At 46.9% G+C, this 18,173-nt stretch carries 16 protein-coding genes; 2 read left to right on the top strand and 14 right to left on the bottom strand.

Annotation, left to right across the window (positions count from 1 at the left end; genetic code table 11):
* Positions 1-92: 92 nt before the first annotated feature.
* The 10 genes from CHH60_RS01950 to CHH60_RS01905 all read right to left on the bottom strand — a co-directional run bounded on the left by CHH60_RS01950 (position 93) and on the right by CHH60_RS01905 (position 9,093).
* Positions 93-536, bottom strand: coding sequence for a DUF3888 domain-containing protein (locus CHH60_RS01950; RefSeq protein WP_176475938.1), 444 nt, complete (start codon positions 534-536; stop codon positions 93-95).
* Positions 537-577: 41 nt separating this feature from the next.
* Positions 578-811 (bottom strand): transcriptional regulator, encoded by a 234-nt coding sequence (locus CHH60_RS01945; RefSeq protein ID WP_095357649.1) that lies wholly within the window; start codon positions 809-811, stop codon positions 578-580.
* 333 nt (positions 812-1,144) lie between these two features.
* A complete protein-coding gene (locus CHH60_RS01940) occupies positions 1,145-1,813 on the bottom strand; it encodes a hypothetical protein (protein WP_095357648.1) in 669 nt (222 codons plus the stop codon).
* Between the two features lie 469 nt (positions 1,814-2,282).
* Complete coding sequence (locus CHH60_RS01935; RefSeq protein WP_095357647.1) at positions 2,283-3,386, bottom strand: peptidylprolyl isomerase; 1,104 nt, start codon at positions 3,384-3,386, stop codon at positions 2,283-2,285.
* Positions 3,387-3,566: 180 nt separating this feature from the next.
* Positions 3,567-4,106: a 2'-5' RNA ligase family protein gene (locus CHH60_RS01930; RefSeq protein WP_095357646.1), complete on the bottom strand. Its 540-nt coding sequence runs from the start codon at positions 4,104-4,106 to the stop codon at positions 3,567-3,569.
* A 359-nt stretch (positions 4,107-4,465) separates the two neighbouring features.
* On the bottom strand, positions 4,466-5,209 hold the full coding sequence (locus CHH60_RS01925) for a GntR family transcriptional regulator (RefSeq protein ID WP_176475937.1): 744 nt from the start codon (positions 5,207-5,209) through the stop codon (positions 4,466-4,468).
* Complete coding sequence (locus CHH60_RS01920; protein ID WP_095357645.1) at positions 5,196-6,209, bottom strand: sugar kinase; 1,014 nt, start codon at positions 6,207-6,209, stop codon at positions 5,196-5,198. Before CHH60_RS01920 ends, CHH60_RS01925 begins: the two co-directional genes overlap by 14 nt.
* Positions 6,202-6,957 (bottom strand): 2-dehydro-3-deoxy-phosphogluconate aldolase, encoded by a 756-nt coding sequence (dagF, locus tag CHH60_RS01915; protein WP_095357644.1) that lies wholly within the window; start codon positions 6,955-6,957, stop codon positions 6,202-6,204. Before dagF ends, CHH60_RS01920 begins: the two co-directional genes overlap by 8 nt.
* Entirely contained in the window at positions 6,954-8,063 is a 1,110-nt protein-coding gene (locus CHH60_RS01910) for a DgaE family pyridoxal phosphate-dependent ammonia lyase (RefSeq protein WP_095357643.1), read from the bottom strand. The genes dagF and CHH60_RS01910 overlap by 4 nt, the downstream gene beginning before the upstream one ends.
* Entirely contained in the window at positions 8,041-9,093 is a 1,053-nt protein-coding gene (locus tag CHH60_RS01905) for an amidohydrolase/deacetylase family metallohydrolase (protein WP_255247779.1), read from the bottom strand. The genes CHH60_RS01910 and CHH60_RS01905 overlap by 23 nt, the downstream gene beginning before the upstream one ends.
* A gap of 279 nt (positions 9,094-9,372) precedes the next feature.
* Here CHH60_RS01905 and CHH60_RS01900 point away from each other — a divergent pair, with 279 nt between their 5' ends.
* Positions 9,373-11,709, top strand: coding sequence for a helix-turn-helix domain-containing protein (locus CHH60_RS01900; RefSeq protein ID WP_095357641.1), 2,337 nt, complete (start codon positions 9,373-9,375; stop codon positions 11,707-11,709).
* 61 nt (positions 11,710-11,770) lie between these two features.
* Here CHH60_RS01900 and CHH60_RS01895 read toward each other — a convergent pair whose 3' ends face one another.
* From CHH60_RS01895 to CHH60_RS01880, 4 genes are read right to left on the bottom strand one after another with little or no spacing between them, the layout of a single operon-like run.
* Positions 11,771-12,784 (bottom strand): glycosidase, encoded by a 1,014-nt coding sequence (locus CHH60_RS01895; protein ID WP_095357640.1) that lies wholly within the window; start codon positions 12,782-12,784, stop codon positions 11,771-11,773.
* Between the two features lie 52 nt (positions 12,785-12,836).
* Positions 12,837-14,447 carry an extracellular solute-binding protein gene (locus CHH60_RS01890; protein ID WP_095357639.1) on the bottom strand — a complete coding sequence of 537 codons (1,611 nt, stop codon included), beginning with the start codon at positions 14,445-14,447 and terminating at the stop codon, positions 12,837-12,839.
* A 38-nt stretch (positions 14,448-14,485) separates the two neighbouring features.
* Positions 14,486-15,397, bottom strand: coding sequence for a carbohydrate ABC transporter permease (locus CHH60_RS01885; protein WP_095357638.1), 912 nt, complete (start codon positions 15,395-15,397; stop codon positions 14,486-14,488).
* 16 nt (positions 15,398-15,413) lie between these two features.
* Positions 15,414-16,364, bottom strand: coding sequence for an ABC transporter permease (locus tag CHH60_RS01880; RefSeq protein ID WP_095357637.1), 951 nt, complete (start codon positions 16,362-16,364; stop codon positions 15,414-15,416).
* Between the two features lie 407 nt (positions 16,365-16,771).
* On the opposite strand from CHH60_RS01880, the gene CHH60_RS01875 reads away from it, so the two are divergent.
* A complete protein-coding gene (locus CHH60_RS01875) occupies positions 16,772-18,052 on the top strand; it encodes a glycoside hydrolase family 125 protein (protein ID WP_095357636.1) in 1,281 nt (426 codons plus the stop codon).
* The last annotated feature ends 121 nt before the right edge of the window (positions 18,053-18,173 follow it).

Below are 18,173 nucleotides of genomic sequence, written 5' to 3'. Positions count from 1 at the left end.
CTGCGGCATTCGAGGGCAAGAAATTTGTGCAGATAGCAAAAAAGCCACCATAACAGCGACTTTCGAAGGAACTCTGTTAACCATTTAAAGAATTACATCTGTCTGAATGTTGCCGTTGGAATGACCACCTTCCTCCAATGTGGTGGAAGCTCGTAGTTCTTGAGATGTTGATATGCAGTGACTTTAACCTCGCCGGAATTGTCTATATGGAATGTAATCAGATCCTGACCAACACTTAAGTGGGGACCAACATACGGTTCAACCGTGACGTGCGCAATAATGTGTGAATCATGGTATTCTAACTTTAAATCATACCCGCCTAGAAAAGGAGCAAACGTAGGCTTCTCATTCAATCGATCTTTATAAAAAAGGGTAAGTTGTTCTTCTATTTTTGGACTTAAAAGAGTTAGAATCAGTCTTTGGCCCTTACAATTTGTATCGGTTTCAGCGTAGGCTTTGGTGGGTTCCAAAATAAGCATTATACAGAGAAGCGATACAAGTAATACAAGTAATCTTCTTATTACTGTTCCAAACAAGGACACACCTCCGGTTAGAGATTGCGCACTCCAACATCGCATCAATCTCCCTTTACTTCGATATCACTCGGAATTAATTCATACAAGGCACGAACGTCACAACCGATAGAGTCGGCGATCGATATGGCAATTTTGAGTGGCATTACTCTTTTGTTTTCCATAAAGTCGTAAACTCGTTCCGGTTTAAAAAGCAATTCCTTTGCCAGCCACTCTGCTGACTTTCCGGCTTCCATCAAACGTTCATTCAGTAAGCAGTGCCCTAGTTCGAATTTCAAGAAACGATAACCTCCTGTGTAACATTATATTTTAACCTTATGCGTCTTCGTTTGTCAGCATGGGTGTTTCCTTACTAGTGGCTCCACATGGAGCCCGACAGATACAGTCCAAATTAAAATCAATGAAACAACCTGTTTGAACAAAGAGCACCCCCAGCGTTTTTGTAGTATTGTACCCTTCGTTGATTTCAACTATCCCGTTCGTTAACATATTGAATTTTGTTATTCTTCCACAACAAAAAAATGTCTAATGAACGAGTTAATCACTCATTCACTAGACACTTCACCTTTCTCTTTACTACATATCAGCTCTATAACGTAGTAGTGGAAACTTTATGGCCTCTGTGAATCTAAAGCTTTTGAAGTGGTGATCCAGATGGACACCATGAGGATCAGTTCAAATATATTGGTTACAGCTGTGCTTGCTACAGGTATTTGTAACCCTTGACCTATAAATAATAGCAAGGTTCCAACAAACAGCCATACCCATTTTTGTTTTACTAGAACGATTACACCTATTAACAACAGCAGAAAACCAACGATGATCACCATGAATGGCGGACCTGCAAGACTCTCTGATGTATACCTCAAAACCCCATACTCTTCTATCGGTATAAGACTTTTTACTTCCTGTAATGTTGAACTTACAATTTGGTAAATGATTAAGCCCACTGTTATTAACCACGCCGTAATATGTGTAATGATGTGTTGTGAAAACTTGACTTGTGAGCTGCGCAGGATGTAGTAGCCTACAAGTATTAACGTCGGAGTTGCAAAGGCATGAAGCCAAAATCGAACACCGCTAAGTCCCTTGAGCAGCTCTCCTTCACCGATGAAGCGACCTGCTGCAATAATTCCGTTATCGTACGCGAGACTGAACAATACAAAAATCTGAAAGATGGCGTAATTGAGCCATTGTCTTTTTCCAGATAATTGAGCAGCAATCCTGACAACAAGAAACAAATAAATTAGTGCCAGTGCCGAATAAATAACAAAATCCAAAAAGAATCACCTTCCCTTATACTTTTTTGTGTAGCAGCTTACATTTATCAGAATAGTCAATTCCCCCGTTATTAACCCACAATCATCAACCTGATTGAATTAAGTTAGTCAGCCCCAAATTTTTATAAGCCTTAAATGATTTTGATAACGTTTGGAAAGATCATTCCAATCCTGATACACATGTTTGTTATCCTGGCTGTTGTTATAGTTGTACATTCGTCTTGCTATATTACGTCTATGTACAGTATAAAAAGAACCGTTAAGTTCTTTCTACCTCAGCAGCTCATGTCCATTAATGATTAATATGTACCTTCCTGCCCGTCGGTTAAACGAAAGCAGCCGATCTAGCATTCTAACAAGCACTGCACCCTTTTCTTTCTCAACTAGCGAGAAAAACAGCTGACACCTTCGAACCTTACAGTCCAAAGTATCAGCTGTTTAAATGTTGCTATTCCATCTGTCGTTACTATTATTCCTTGGCAGAGGATTCTGTATCCCCAGTGGAAGCTGCAGGAGCATCAGAGCTTTCATCCGCTGGATCAAGTGTGTTAACAATCGTAGCCTTGGAGCGCAATTCACTCATCCAATTCGTACTGAGCTCACCGACTTGCTGCTCCACCAGTATGTTACGAATATCTTCTTTTTTGTCTTCCTCAGTCGGATTGGTTGCCTCTTTATAATCTGTCCTCTTGATAATGTGGTAACCATAATCGGACTTAATTGGGTCGCTAATCTCATCGTTTTTCATGGAGAAAGCTGCTTTCTCAAATGCTTCTACCATTTCACCTTCTCCGAAAAATCCAAGATCCCCGCCATTCGCTGCAGATCCTGTATCTGTGGATTTTTCTTTTGCCAGGGTAGCAAAATCTGCTCCCTCATCCAATTGTTTTTTGATATCATCCGCTTCTTCTTTTGTCTTCACAAGGATATGAGATGCTCTCACCTGCTCCGGAGTGGCGAATGTTGCTTTGTTCGCCTCATAATAGGCACTGATATCCTCATCTTTTACAGTGGTTTGTGGTTCAAGAATTTTACGGATTTTCACTTGGACTTCCGTATTTTTCTTGAGTGAATCCATGGTCATACCTGATTGAGAAAGTGCCGTGTTAAGCCCCTCTTCACCGCCATATTGGGTTTTTAGAGTCTCAATCTCGGCATTCACATCCTGTTCAGTAACAGACACGTTCGCTTTTGTGGCTTCCTGGTCGATCAACTTCATTGTAATCATGCTGTTTAGTGTGCTCTCGCCACCAAGCGAAACCAATTCATTATACAGCTCATCCTTAGAAATGTTCGTACCATTGACCGAAGCCACAGACTCCCTGCCCCCACCAAACGGTGGATATACAAGTACAACGATAAGCGCTGCAGCTAAAACTCCAGAGATTACCATCCAGACCACACTTTTTTTCCCTTTAACCACTTGTGGTTGCGCCTCGGATGAATGCTGTTGATTCTCTTCTTCTTGCATTTCGGGCAAAATCGTTGTTTCTTGTTCGGTTTCCCTCTCTTCGGTCAAAGAATCTTTCATTTCTTCTTCGTTGTCAGGTTGCGACGGCTTGTTGTTGTCCATTAAATTATGATCCCCCTTAGGTCTTTTCCTAAATCTACTTTTTAATTAAATATAATGTATTCGGAAAATAATACCTTAAAATAACATAAAAATTCTTAAATCCTTATTCAGTTGATTCGTTTATATGTGTTATTTCGTTATGTAAATAGATATCGCTTTCTCCCACATCCACATGTATAATTAGCTTTTAGCTCCCAAGGGGATATCTACAAATGGAACGTATCGGTTTGGATCTACTTCTTTATATACGCGAACAAAATGGACATTAAAGGTTGGATAAGGAGCTAATTCGTTCATTGCTAACTGTTCCATTTCGAGGATTTCAGTCTCATTCAATCCCCAGTAGGTTTGCCCCAAAGTCAAATGCGGATGATACTTATCCATTTCAAAGTAATGATCTATCAGTTCTTGTGATGGAGAAATCACGTTTACCAATCTTCGATGTAACTCAATTACTTTTCCAGTTTCAACGCTAAGAAATGCAACTTCACTTCCGAACGATCCAGGTACCGATAATGTTAATGGAAAAGTTTGAATTGAAGAGCATGTTTGTATTACCTTTTCTAACCATTGCAGATCTCCATAAAGACCTCCTTGCGCTTTTACAGTGATGTGTGGCTCTACTACATCGTTAAGATCGTTACTAGACCAGCGATCACGGAATACCTCTATTTTTTCTTTGTAATCATCTGGAGGGGTAATTCCAATAAAATAGTTCATTATACAGTCACATCCTTTAGCAACCATTACGGAACATTTTCCACTTGCTCTCAACATTCTTATTTCTTCGATTATTCAAACGATCCTGCCTGTTAGTTAAATAATGTGTCACTCCCAAGCAAAATTCACCGATAACTCATGCAAACATAATTAGATATAAAAATAGACCCATTCTTGTAGAATAGGCCTTACCTTATATACCTTATAATCCTCTTACTTTACTATAATCTTGAAGTAATGGGTAGTTTACCAAGTATCGGCTCAACAGAATAAACTTATCTGCGTCCTGAAAAATATCCTGAATCTTTTTCAATCTTTCAAAATGCCGTTTCAGATTCTCAACATGAACGCTTTTTAATTCAGGTGTCATAACTGACCAGATAATGATGAAGCTCTGTATTATAGCAGCCGATACTGTGCTCTATTAGTCTTCCTTCCCCGTCATAGGAGTTACGCAGGCGCTTGAGAACATGCATCCCCGCGGGGATCTCCAGCAGCCGGCACACCTCGGGAGGTGCTGGCTCTACAAAGAAACGGTCCCTGAAGTTTTCCAGCATAATGTCATTCTCCTCCAGTGAGTCGTACAGGGATTGAATATCTGTATTCATTTCTTGTGTACCGCCCGGCAGGGCAGCTGCAGCCAGGAAATGTATAAGATGAATATAAGGCTGACCGTTCAGAATGTAGAGCCTTTCAATCCGCTGACAATACGGACCGAAGCGGTCATATTCTTCCGTTCCTTCATCATTGGAGACTAATCGGGAGTTCAGCACTCTCTTTTCCAGTTTATGACCCTCTTCTACGAGCAGCTCTGTAAACCGCTTTCCCTTAGAGAGCTTCTGATGGGAGGTATTGCGCATCACAATCGTGCCAACACCACTTTTTTTCTGCACATATCCTTCTAGAGACAGCTCTTGAACCGCACCGCGGACCGTCATTTTACTGACGCCGAATTCCTTCTCCAGCTGTGGCTCAGAGGGGATGATGCTTCCGAGAGGATATACTCCATGCAGTATTCGGTCTTTGAGAATTTTTTGAATTTGCTGATATAAAGGACCTTGCTTGCGCTTCAAGGACACTCGCTGTTCACTACCTTTCAACATCTAAGGTATGGTCTGACAGCGCCCGGAGCACCTCACTCTCGCTAAAAAGCGCTGTATCGCCTGGAGTGGTATGGGCCAGCATCGCTGCCGCCACAGCCATATTAATCGTTTGCTGATGCGGGTATTGCTGCAATTCCCCATGGATAATGGCGCTGGCAAATACATCGCCGGCTCCGATTCGGTCATACACCGGGAAAGTCAGTTTGCCGGAAAACACAAACGTACCTTCATGACAGATATAACCTGTCAGGGAATGCGTATGGTCAGCATTAATCTCTCGTTGCGTTCCCGCTGCCGTTCTGACGCCGAAGCGCTCCAATACTTCGGGAATCACTTGCTTTAACTGTGTTATTCTATCATAATCTCCGGCCCCAATGCCAAGAATATAGCGCGCATCCTTCTCATTGATCAGTGCGATGTCCGCAAGTTCGAGTATTTCTTCATAGTGTGGACGAGCTTTGGTATAGCCATCTGTTCCCCATAACGCAGGACGGTAATTGCAATCAAAAACAACCTTCCCCCCAGCACGCTTCACTTCCACAGCAAGTTGTTTCATCTGCTTGCGAACGCCTTCATTCATTGCCAGCGTGATGCCGCATAAATGAAGAACGTCGACTTTGGCCGCAAGAGCTGGCATATCATAGTTACTCGTCGCCGCGGTATTGAAGCTGCTGCCTAGCCTGTCTGTGTAAGTGACTCTGCCGGGACGGGCTCCAAAGCCATTCTCCAGAAAGTACATCCCCAGATACTTGCCGCCACGGCTGATCAGTGAAGTATCTACTCCAAGCTTGCGCAGATAACCGATAGCTGCCTCGCCCACCGGCGTTTCCGGCAAGGTTGTTATAAGCGCCCCGGTATGGCCGTATTTAGCCAGTGCTGCCGTTACATTTACCCCGCTGCCAGAGAAAGAATACTCCAGCCTGCTGCTCTGGATCAGCGTTTCATAGCCCGGAACTTGCAAACGCATCATCACTTCGCCAAAAGCAGCGATCCTAGGCATACCGGTCCACCAGCGATTTCATCATATCGAGTAGTCTGCGAACATCCTGCACGTTCGTACTCCCCGTCTCTGGATCAATAATGGAGGAGTAGACATGCGGGATAACCTGGGGCACACCTGCCTCTAAGGCAATCTCCAATATGGCTCCGAAGTTAGCCAGATCGATTCCACCCGTAGGCTCCAGTGCAAACCCAGCTTCTCCGCAGGCCTTGGCAACTGCTCGGTACTCCTCCTCCAGCTTCAGACCCTGCATGGGATAATATTTGAGCGCATTGCCACCCATGTCACGAACCAGTGCAATCGCAGCATGAACCGGAACAATGGCGTGCGGAGCGGTTCCTGAACTGACAGGCCCCGTGGAAATATCTACATAGCCGGGTTGCCCACATGGAGAAACCAGGCTGTTAATCCAACTGTCCTTAGCTCCCAAGTTCGCACGGGTTGCCCCCACTGCCGGAAAGACCTGATTGATATGGCTTCCCGGATAACTTGCTGCAATCTCCGCAACAACAGCCGCCTGGCGATTGTCTCCGGCTCCGAGCCCGATGGATACGGCATCCTGAATAGCCTGACCATATGCAGTCATGGCAATTGCTGCTTCCTCCGCCGTATCGTAGTTTTTCGAGAGCACACCTATCAGTACATATCCTTCTGCAGCTTCGTATACTTCCTTAGCGTTCCCGATACTGCCAGCCAGTACATTAAGTGCGGCCCTGTTCTTATACAGTCGCTGCTGAATATGACTCATTTACGCTCACCTCCCACAATTTCTTGTATTCTTGTGATAATCACCTGAAGATCATCGCCTTGCAGCGGCCTTGGATCAATATCGAAATAACCCTGCTTAACGCCATAGTCTCGGGTATATACCGCAATTTCACCTTCACGCAGCTGGTCATTCACATCCTTCGCATCCATTCCTGCAACATTGGAATCAACCTGGATGCGTCCACGGTAGATCGCTCTGCCCGCTTCATCTTGCACGATGCGAACTGAAACACCAGGAATCTCAGCGAGCACCTGAAGAGCCTCCAGCGCTTGCTTCTCCCGTTCGCTGTTATCGGTCTTGTTCTGGTATTCCTCCAGCGCCTGAAGCAGCCCGAAGGTAGTCTCTTTACCAACCTTCATACTGCGGCCGATCCCGTGCAGCTGTACCTTCAGCCATTCGGTATATTTCTTTTTACCGGCAACAATCCCGGAGGTCGGACCCTCAATCGCTTTGGATCCGCTGTAAATCGCCAAATCTGAATAATGGACATATTTGGACAGGTCTTCTTCTGCTGCGGCATCAACAATTAGCGGAACCCCTCTGCGCTGTGCTACCTCCCAGGCCTCTTCCACAGAAATCATGTTCTTTTGGACAGCGTGGTGAGATTTGACATAGAGAATTGCCGCAGTATATTCACCGATAGCCTGTTCAATATGTTCCTGCCGGCCTTCATTGGCGTATCCCACTTCCACAACCCGGCCGCCGCCAAGAAATACCATGGTTTCAACAGGTGCTCCATATTGCACGTTATGACCTTTTAGCATAATAATTTCGTTTTTCAATATCGGCTCTTGGTGAAGACGAAGACTGAGCCGCGGATCTCCGCCGGTCACCATGGATGCCACCGACAGGGCTATGCCGCTGGACGCCGAGTTCACAACAACTGCCCCTTCCGAACCAAGCAGGTGTGCAATATATTCTCCCGATTTGTCTACAAGGTCCGCGATTTCTACGTACTGTTGTCCGCCTTGTTTCATGGCCTCCATGACCGAATCCGTTGGTGCGGAAACGCCAAGAATGCTCATTCTACCACTTGCATTTATCACACGCTTCAGTCCATATCTAGCTTGTAATGAGTGATCCATTAGCATAGACTCCTTTAACCTTAATATAGTGCTGTGCCATTCGAACATCGCCTTCCGAGTCCATCAGTTGCTTCTCACCTGCTTCCAGAGCAAACAAAGTCAGGTTCGCCTGCTGTCCCACCCTAATCTGTCCGAGCTCCGGCTTGCCGAGCCATGCTGCTGCGTTGATTGTAACCGCGCGGATGACCTCTTCCAAACTGTAGCCAAGAACGAGAAACTTGGTCAGCACATTCGACATACTGTACACTGGCCCGTTCAGACGGTTGCCGCGGTAAATATCCGTACTGATTGTATTCAGTTCAATGCCAGCCGCTTTGGCCTGTTCTGCAATTCGGAAAGAGAAGCTCGCTGTGCCATGGCCCACATCCAGATGAACTCCACGGGAAGCAGCATCAAGCAGTCCTTGTAGAGGTGTGCCGTCCTCATGGAACAGGTTATTGGACTTGCCATTAAGGTAATGGGTAATTACATCGCTCGGCTGTAATAGCTCCAATACTTCGGAGATTGCAGGCGGAGCGGAACCAATATGAACCATGAGCGGCAGCTTCGTTTCTTCGGACAATATGCGTGCCAGCTTGAGCGGTTCAATGCCGTTGTCTTTGACGACGCTTCCGCTTATGCGTGCCTTCAGACCAACGATAAAATCAGGATAAGCCGCCGCCGCTGCCTGGGCCTTCGCCCGGTCTATCCATTTCAGCTGTGACAGCTCATCTGTCCGTTCGAGCCCGATCCTCGAAATATTCAATAGAGCAAACACCCGCGTATCAGCCTTCAGGCTGGCACTGTACAAGGCACCGATCCGATCTGCACCGCAGCTTCCGGCATCCACGAGCGTGGTTACTCCCTGCTTCACACCAATTTCGTCGATTTCATCGCCATAGGGATCAAGCTCCGGCACGGCATGCACATGCAGATCAATCCATCCGCTAGACACATATAACCCGGAACAGTCTTGACCTCTCTTAGCTTCCACGGCCTGGCCTGACGGTGTAATGTTGGTGATGACTCCGTCCTGAATGGCGATATCCATGATCCGCCCGTCAACAAGCTGCAAATTGCGCAGCACATTCTCTGTGCCCAATCATCCCATCTCCTTCTTCGACCCAGGTATACAGGCAAAATTCAAAATTGGATTCATTTCATGAAACCTGTACCTCCTTCTATTAAAAATAAACCTGACGTGCTACTTTATTCCAAAGATTATAATGTTATAATGTTTATGCTGACTTAAGTATACTCCAGAACAGAACATAAATTTATATTCCAGAATGACTAATTCTAACTTTTTAAATACGGGAGGGACAACTACATGGCTAATCCGGCACTCAAGCCATCCTTGCTCAACCAATTCAGACTCAGCTGGAATCATTTCAAATCAAGACTTCTTCTGAAATATGCGTTTTCCTACATCCTCATATTTCTCATTCCTCTAACAGGGGTTACTATTTTCGTATATGAAAACGCTGTCAAGGGCCTTCGTGTCGAAATTGAACAATCCAATGTCAATCAGCTGAACCAGGTGAAGAACACCATAGATACCCGTATGAACGAGCTTCAGGAAATAGCCGGGCGAATCGCTTATGACAAGTATTTGACCCCATACATGGTGAAGGATCCCTACTACAGCATGGAGGCGGTACAGGCCTTGGCGAATTACAAAGCCAGCAGCAACATTGCCGAGGACCTACTTCTGTATTTCCATAATGACTCCAATATCTATTCTCACCGTGGTCTCGCTGATCTTCATGTCACCTTCGATACGCTCTATCAATTTGAACGCTGGACTCCTGCAGAATTGCGACAGGACTTAAATGAAACCAGACAACCGCTGGTACGTCCCGCGGAGAATGTAACCATAAATTCTCGGACAGATCCAATGCTTGTCATGCTCGTACCCATTAAACCGAATGACCCTTATCCATATGGAACGGTTGTCTATTTAATGAAAGAATCCAAGCTTACTGGCGTTATGGATTCGATTTTGAGTGACTTCACGGGGAGCAGCTATATATTCGGTCCTACTGGAGAGGTGTTGACCGCAAACAGCCACGGCGTCACCCTTCCACGGAACGACCTTGAGAAGATATCCGGACTTGAGCCTGGGATTCATAATCTGAAGCTGGACGGGGAACAACACTCCGTCGTTTCGGTGCAATCAGAAGAAAATGGCTGGACCTATGTGACCACGATGCCAAGCTTCCAATTTTTCAGCCGTGTGGCCCATGTTCAGACCCTGATTTTAATTGTCTTTTGTATTACGGTAATCACTGGAATAGCTGCCGCACTGCTGCTGGCCAAACGGCAGTACCATCCGATCAGGGATCTGATGGAATTCGCCAAGCTGAAAAGCAGCGGCAAGGATGCTCCCAAGGTTCGCAATGAGTGGGAATGGATCCGGCAGACTTTCCATGATTACATTGCCAAAATTGATTTACAGGAGCCTTTCGTCCGCAATCAGTGTATGCTGCTGCTGCTCAAACATGGCAAGCCGGACGACCCTGAGATTGAGCAGATGATCTTCAGTACCGGCTTCAGCCATCCTCAGGGAGAAGGGCTCTATTTCTCAGCTATATTATCCTGGGATGACACCAAGCCGGGCAGCAAGTCCTGGCAGGAACGGCATCTCCTGCAGGAAATCCTCAGCAATGTGTGCTTGCCCACTTCTGGTGCACAGATCTTTGGTGTGGAATTTTCGGTCAAGGACCAATTTGCCCTGATCATTTCGCTTCACGGAGATGCGGACATGCTCGTCCAGACCCGGATGGAGCAGGTTATTGAAGGCATTCAAGCGATCATTCGCGAGCACTCGCAGCTGTCCTTAAGCATCGGTGTCGGTATGGCATACAGCGACCTGAGCCGCCTTAACCAATCGTTTATTGAAGCTGCTGCGGCACTGGAACACCGAATGATCCGTCGCAGCGGACAGGTAACCTACTTTGAGCAGCTTGCAGAGCTGAACCCTTCCGCCACCGAGAGTTTCTGGATTCCGCGCAAATCCATGTTGAAGCTGGAGCAGAGTCTGAAACAGGGCAACGAACCCGTAGCCGTCCAGATGATTGCTGATACCATCGAGATGATCAAAGACGAGCCGCTGCAGGTTCATCTGCTGCGCTGCATCTGCTTCGAACTGCTGAACGCTTTTCTGCGCACGGCCTCCGAACTTGGGATGGACAGTGTGTTTGCCAATATGCCGGAATTGACCTCCTTTGAAACGCTGGAAGAGCTGGAGAACCGCCTGCTCTCTCTGGCCGCTGACATTTGCATGCAGGTCGAGCGGAACACGGAGACTAGCGAATCTTCGTTAATGGATGACATTCTGGCATACGTGGACGAGCAGTTCGCAGACTACACACTCAGCCTGGAACATGTGGCGCTTAAGTTTGCCATTTCAACCTCTTATTTGAGCCGGAGTTTCAAAGAGAAGACTGGCAGCAATTTCTCACAATATATCTGGCAAAAACGTGTGGATGAAGTTATCCGGCTGTTAGAGAATACTAGCGCACCGCTCAAGGAAATTATCGAGCAGGTCGGTTATTTGGATACGCCGAATTTCATCCGCAAGTTCAAAAAAGAAATCGGTCTGACACCAGGGCAATACCGTAAAGAACATGCTTTGAAGGGGACTGTTGTGAAAAGGCCCATTTAATTCCGGGCTTCCTTCTTCCCCTGCAAAGCAATTGAATTACTAAGCAAGTCGGCCCTGCTTACTACCCTTCCCGAAGGACATGCTCTACCAACTCATCCAAAGCAACCGTGGCGAGAGCAATCGCTGTATCCGTTACTCCGTAATAGATATAGAGCAGTCCGTCTTTGACCACATTTCCGGTCGGGAAGATTACATTCGGAATCTGGAATCCAAATTTCTCGTAGTACGTCTCCGGCTCCATAATGTAATGATGGGTCCGGGCAATGATTTTCTCAGGCTGCTCCAAATCCAGCAGCATAGCTCCCACACGGTAGACGATATCTTCATCGACGCCGTGATAGAGCACCAGCCAGCCCTTGTCGGTACGGATAGGAGGCGTCGAGCCCCCGATTTTCCGCGATTCCCAGGACAGGTTTCCGGCGGTAGCGAGCAGCTTGGGCTCTTCCCAGTTCACCAGATCCTCGGAGTAGGTAATCCACATGGCCGCCTTATCCGTACCGTAGTCTCCACCCACATATTCCTCGGGGCGGCGCAGGAGCACGAATTTGCCACCTATTTTTTCAGGAAACAGAATGTTGTCCCGGTCGTTAATATCAAGGGGCGTCGTATCCGCCACAAACTCCCAATCCAGGAGATTATCCGATTTCAGAATGGAGGAGCGGGTCAACCAGTGTCTCTCCTCTTCCCCCCATCCGTCCGGATATTCAGGAATAGAGCGCATGGGGATGCCAGCTCCGGTAGGATAATAGCTCATTGCACAGGGACGCAGGGCGTAGTTCAGATAAAAGGTTCCATCAATTTTGACAATACGGGGGTCCTGCACACTGCCATAAGGAAAACCCAGCATATCGGGGGTCACAATGGGCTCATCCTTCACGTGGGTGAAGTTAACGCCGTCATCGCTCTCCAGCAGCCCCAGATAATTCTTGCATGGAGTCAGGGAGCCTGCGGTGCGCTCAATCATGTAAAATTTGCCGTTATCTATGATGACCGCCGGGTTGAAGACCGTAACCTTGCGCCACTCATAGCCGCCCGGGACGACAATGGGATTGTTCGGGTGTCTCGTTATCTGCATGTCTGTTCCTCCTGGAATTCATGTTCAAGGTATAGTTTACGCATGGGCTTGATTAGTTGGATTTCCAGCGGTCATATGCAGCCTGATTAATTTCAGCCACACGCTCTCCGCCCATTTTCTTAACGGTAGCCACATAATTGTCCCAACTGGTTAGCGGCTCTGCACCGGTGATAAACTTCGCTTCCATCTGCTTCACATAAGTGCTCAAATCCGAATTCAGGTTGCTGATTTCCGTCTGTTCTTCCACGGTCAGGAACAGTGTTGGGAACGGAATCCGAGCGCCTTTATCGAGAAGCTTCTGCTTCGTTTCCTTCTCTACCCAGAGATCAAAGTCTGTCTTCAGCCCTTTACTAATATCATCCATGGACAGGGTCGGAGCAGGAATACCGTAGTTAGGTGTCAGAGTGGCTCGATAATCTTCCATTTCCTTTCCGTCCGGTACAGGCAAGTATTTCTTGACCCGATTTTCTTTGTCGGTGTATTCCCAGAGAATGCCCTCTGGCCCTTTATTGAAGAACATGGCACCTTCGTAGGAATAGAGATAATCCACCCAACGCATGGAGGCTTCCGGCGCCGGGTTGCTCTCCGTAATGGCAAAGGCACCCGTTGTAATGCCTCTGTTCTTCGCAATCGCCGGAGCATCAACCGATTCGCTACGGACAGGTGCAAACATCGGATCTGCCGTCGAAGGCTCTCCGCCTTTGGACATGTAGGCATGCCAGTCGGAGAAGAGGGCGACCTGGTTGTTCTGTGCCTTAGCCTTCTTTTGCTCTGCCGTCTGCGAGAAGCTCTCATGATCCAGTAGCTCTTCGGACCACAGACGATTCATATAAGTCAAATATTCCTTATAACCTTCTTCAAGCGGTGTATAGTGCACCTTATCGTTATCATCCACGTATATTTCTTCTTCATAAATACCGAAGGCGCCAAGCAGCCAGGTGCGAATATCACGGAGGTTGGCAGCAGGTGTTGTCACCGAAGATATCGGAATTTCATCAGCGATACCGTTACCGTTCGGATCCTCCTCCTTCACACGCTTCAGGTAGGTATACAGCTCTTCTGTCGTTTCGGGAAGCTTGTCGATATTTAATGCTTTCAGGAAGTCCCCGTTGTACCACATTGGGTTGCGATACCAATGCTGACTTAGTTCTACTACCGGCAAAGAGTAGATATGCCCGTCCGGTGCTGTAATGGATTTCCGGACATCCGGGTTCTCATCCAGCAAGGCCTTGAAGTTCGGAGCGTATTCTTCAATCAGATCCTCCAGTGGAACGAGGATACCCTGCTCTCCATAATTCATCTGCTCCGCAGTAGTCAAACCGGCAGCATAGAGAATATCCGGGTAATCTCCGCTGGCGAGCACCAGATTCTTCTTGGTCTCGAAGCTGTCCTTCGGTGCATTTCTGTATTCCAGCTTAATGCCTGTCTTCTCCTGCATCTGCTGGAGCACTTTCATGTTCTCCCAGTTCTGAATCCCCACATCCGGCGCCATAAGCGTAAGAGTTACGGAGTCATTGACAATCGGGAAACCCTCTTTATTCACAGCAACCGCTCCGGTACTGTTATCTCCTGCTCCTTTGTCAGCATTGCTGCAGCCTGCCAGCAGTGTAAGAACTAAAGCCGAAGACAACAGAAGCTTCCATGGTTTGCGTGTGGTCTGCATGAATAATTCCTCCCTTGTTATATACACATTCTAATGGTTCAACCTTTAACTGAGCCAATCATGACCCCTTGGACAAAGTAACGCTGCAGGAATGGATAGACCGCAACGATCGGCAGCGTGGAGACCACAATGACTCCATATTTGATTAGTGATGCTGTTTCAGCCTTATTGTTCATGGCCGTCGCCACCTCACTATTGATCGAAGCGCCCGTGGTTTCGGCCGACATCTCCTGAAGGACAAGGATCTGGCGCAGAACCATCTGCAGCGGATACTTGGCTTCATCATTCAAATAGATCAGGGACGGGAAATAACTGTTCCAGTGTCCTACTCCATAGAATAGAGCCATAACGGCAATAATGGGTGCCGACAGCGGCAGAATAATGCGAATGAACAGCTTCAGATTCGTACAGCCATCCATGTGAGCCGCTTCCTGCAGTTCTTTTGGGATGGTCGTCTGAAAAAAGGTGCGGGCCACGACAATATTCCAAACTGAAGCAGCCACCGGCAGAATCAATGCCCACATGCTGTTGATGAGTCCGAGGTTCTTGACCAGCAGATACGTCGGCACGAGCCCTCCGCTGAAGAACATCGTAAACAGAATGAGACCCATGAACAGATTACGCCCGACAAAATCAGATCTGCTAAGCGCATATGCGGCTGGCAGAGTAACGGCGAGATTGACCAGAGTCCCTACCACCGTATAAATAATCGTGTTCAAATAACCATTCCATATCTTCGGGTTTTCGAAAACAAGCTTGTAGCCGTCCAATGTCACATTCTTCGGAAACAGCCACATGGCTCCCGAATTGACGTCCTTCGGAGAACTGATGGAAGCACTGAGTATATAGATCAGCGGATAGAGAACAACGAGCAGAGCAAGAACCAAATAAATATAGGTGCAGATCACAAACAGCTTGTCTCCTCTGGATTCTTTCATGGCAGTAACCAAAGACCTCAACTCCTTTCTACCAGAGGCTATTCTCACTGGTACGTTTGGCAATCTGATTGACAGTAACAAGCAAAATAACGTTGATTACCGAGTTAAACAAGCCAACAGCCGTTGAGAAGCTATACTGGGCATCCACCAAACCGGCGCGGTAGACATAGGTGGAGATTACATCGGAGGCTTCCATATTGAGTGAATTCTGCAGCAGCAGAATTTTCTCGAAACCAAGGCCCAGTATATTACCCATATTTAAGATCAGCATAATTGTAATCGTGGGCACAATTGTCGGTAGATTGATATGCAGCATCCGTTTAATCCGGCTCGCTCCATCCATAATGGCCGCTTCATGCAGCTGGGGATCTACGCCAGACAGAGCCGCGAGATAAATAATCGTACCCCACCCGGTACTCTGCCAGACTCCCGAGAAAACATAAATCGTCTTAAACCAGGCTGGGTCCGTCAGAAATTGTGCAGGTTGAAAGCCCAGGAATTCGATGAACCGGACGATCATTCCACTGGAAGGCGACAGAAAGGTAATGATCATCCCCGCCATAACAACGACGGAAATGAAATGCGGAGCATAGGTTACCGTCTGAACCGATTTCTTGAACGGACCGTTCCGAACCTCATTAAAGGCTAGCGCCAGAATAATCGGAAGTGGAAACCCGATCGCAAGTTCATAGAAGCTGATGCTGAACGTGTTCCAGAGCAGATCCCAAAAGAAATAAGAATTGAAGAATCGTTCAAAATGGTCAAAGCCAACCCATTCACTGCCTGTAATTCCTTTTGAAGGTACGAAATTCTTGAAAGCAATCTGAATGCCGTACATCGGGCCGTAATGAAAAACGAGGAAATACAACAACGCGGGAAGCATGAACAAATAAAGCTCCCAATTTTTCCAAATTCTTTTGCCAAGGGATTTGTTCTTTAATGAAGGTTTTACGGATACTGCAGCATGACTCACCTTCATTCTCCCACTCCTCTCTATGGTTTTTTTCGTTACATAAAATAAATTTGTATCCGCTTTGCATGTAGCTGACCTCTCTTATGCTAGCGCTTACAATTCAAATTGTAGTGAACCCTAGCTGACACCGTAAATATGTAGGTTGTGCATTGTCATCTTAGAAAGCGCGTATAACCGTGCTGCAGCGGTACTTTCGGGCTTGCCGTGATGTAAATAACCACTGATAAATGATGGCGATAATGTGTGAATTATGAACCTCCCTTTAAGCTGCAAAAGTTACATATTGTGATCAACGGGCAAGTATGCAAACATTTGCTACGAATGCCAAGGCTACCACACGGACTGATGATATCAGAAGGTTTCTATTATGAGCCGTGCAACCTTAACCTAACTATGTAGGAGGAGTTTTGACTATGAATCTGCCACCTTCCATTACCGAGTACTTGAATGAAGCCGACGAACGGCTTGCCCATCATCCCAAATTGCAAAAGCTGTTCCGCAACTGCTTCCCCAATACACTTGAGACGACAACCAAGCTGCTTGAAGACGGCACCACTTTTGTATTTACTGGCGATATTCCAGCCATGTGGTTGCGCGATTCTACGGAGCAGGTGCGCCACTACATCCCGTTTGCCAAAAATGACTCTGAGCTTCAGCGGATTCTTCGCGGCCTCATAGCCCGGCAGATGTTCTATGTGAATATCGACCCGTACACGAATGCATTTAATGAAACAGCAAGCGACAAGCATTACCGGGCTACGGATGATTGCAATTTAAACCCATGGATGTGGGAGCGCAAATACGAGCTGGATTCCCTCTGTTTTGTCGTTCAGCTGGCCTATATGTACTGGAAAGAAGCGGAGCAAACCGATATCTTCGATACCGATTGCTACCAAGCACTCAGCTCCATTGTGAACGTTATTGAAACGGAGCAGTACCACGGAGAGAAGTCGTCCTACCATTTTATACGGCAGACGCTTCAGGATACGGAGACGTTGTACAATAACGGACGTGGCATGCCTGTCAACTACACCGGCATGAGCTGGTCGGGCTTCCGCCCGAGTGATGACAGCTGCGAATTCGGCTACAACATCCCCTCCAACATGTTCGCTGTGGTGATTCTTGAGTATATCCGCGAGATCGCCAGCGTTATCTATAAGGACGAAAGACTGGCTGCCCGAGCAGCGAAGCTGCGCAAGGAAATTGACTTCGGCATCCGGACGTACGGGATTGTGAATCATCCGAAATACGGTCGAATCTACGCCTATGAAACGGATGGATTCGGGAACTATTCACTGATGGATGATGCTGGCACACCGGGATTACTATCTATTCCTTATATTGGTTATGTAGGGGTGGAGGATGAAATATATCAAAACACCCGCCGATTTGCCCTCAGTTTCGATAACCCCTTCTACTTCGAAGGTAAACATGCCAAAGGCATTGGCAGTCCGCATACGCCAGGAGGTTATGTGTGGCATATGGCACTGTCTATGCAGGCGCTAACAGCAGATAACGATGAGGAAATGAAAGAATTAATCGATATGCTGATCAGGACTGATGCAGATACCGGGTATATGCACGAAGGCTTTCACCCGGATGATCCCTCCGACTTTTCACGTGAATGGTTCGCCTGGTCTAACAGCCTTTTTGCTACGCTGATCGGCAAAGCGATGGACAAGGGAATTATTTAAGCCCACTAAGATATACACTCTTTTAGAGACAGCTACAGCGAGAATTATCGTATTCCAACAAAAAACCTCTGCACCGTCCTGTTTATAGGGAAGGCCGTAGCAGGTTTTTCGTTTTTTGTAG

This window comes from Paenibacillus sp. 7523-1 (genome assembly GCF_002276415.1).
In the GTDB taxonomy this organism is placed as follows: domain Bacteria; phylum Bacillota; class Bacilli; order Paenibacillales; family Paenibacillaceae; genus Paenibacillus; species Paenibacillus illinoisensis_A.
The sequence above is the reverse complement of the archived record's forward strand: the minus strand, read 5'-3'. Positions and strand labels throughout refer to the sequence as shown.

Bases quoted from the DNA above. Each gene is read 5' to 3' on its own strand.
- CHH60_RS01930 (WP_095357646.1), bottom strand. From the start codon at position 4,106: ATGAACTATTTTATTGGAATTACCCCTCCAGATGATTACAAAGAAAAA.
- CHH60_RS01935 (WP_095357647.1), bottom strand. From the start codon at position 3,386: ATGGACAACAACAAGCCGTCGCAACCTGACAACGAAGAAGAAATGAAA.
- dagF (WP_095357644.1), bottom strand. From the start codon at position 6,957: ATGAGTCATATTCAGCAGCGACTGTATAAGAACAGGGCCGCACTTAAT.
- CHH60_RS01890 (WP_095357639.1), bottom strand. From the start codon at position 14,447: ATGCAGACCACACGCAAACCATGGAAGCTTCTGTTGTCTTCGGCTTTA.
- CHH60_RS01880 (WP_095357637.1), bottom strand. From the start codon at position 16,364: ATGAAGGTGAGTCATGCTGCAGTATCCGTAAAACCTTCATTAAAGAAC.
- CHH60_RS01900 (WP_095357641.1), top strand. From the start codon at position 9,373: ATGGCTAATCCGGCACTCAAGCCATCCTTGCTCAACCAATTCAGACTC.
- CHH60_RS01905 (WP_255247779.1), bottom strand. From the start codon at position 9,093: ATGGATATCGCCATTCAGGACGGAGTCATCACCAACATTACACCGTCA.
- CHH60_RS01910 (WP_095357643.1), bottom strand. From the start codon at position 8,063: ATGGATCACTCATTACAAGCTAGATATGGACTGAAGCGTGTGATAAAT.
- CHH60_RS01895 (WP_095357640.1), bottom strand. From the start codon at position 12,784: ATGCAGATAACGAGACACCCGAACAATCCCATTGTCGTCCCGGGCGGC.
- CHH60_RS01925 (WP_176475937.1), bottom strand. From the start codon at position 5,209: ATGTTGAAAGGTAGTGAACAGCGAGTGTCCTTGAAGCGCAAGCAAGGT.
- CHH60_RS01875 (WP_095357636.1), top strand. From the start codon at position 16,772: ATGAATCTGCCACCTTCCATTACCGAGTACTTGAATGAAGCCGACGAA.
- CHH60_RS01920 (WP_095357645.1), bottom strand. From the start codon at position 6,209: ATGCCTAGGATCGCTGCTTTTGGCGAAGTGATGATGCGTTTGCAAGTT.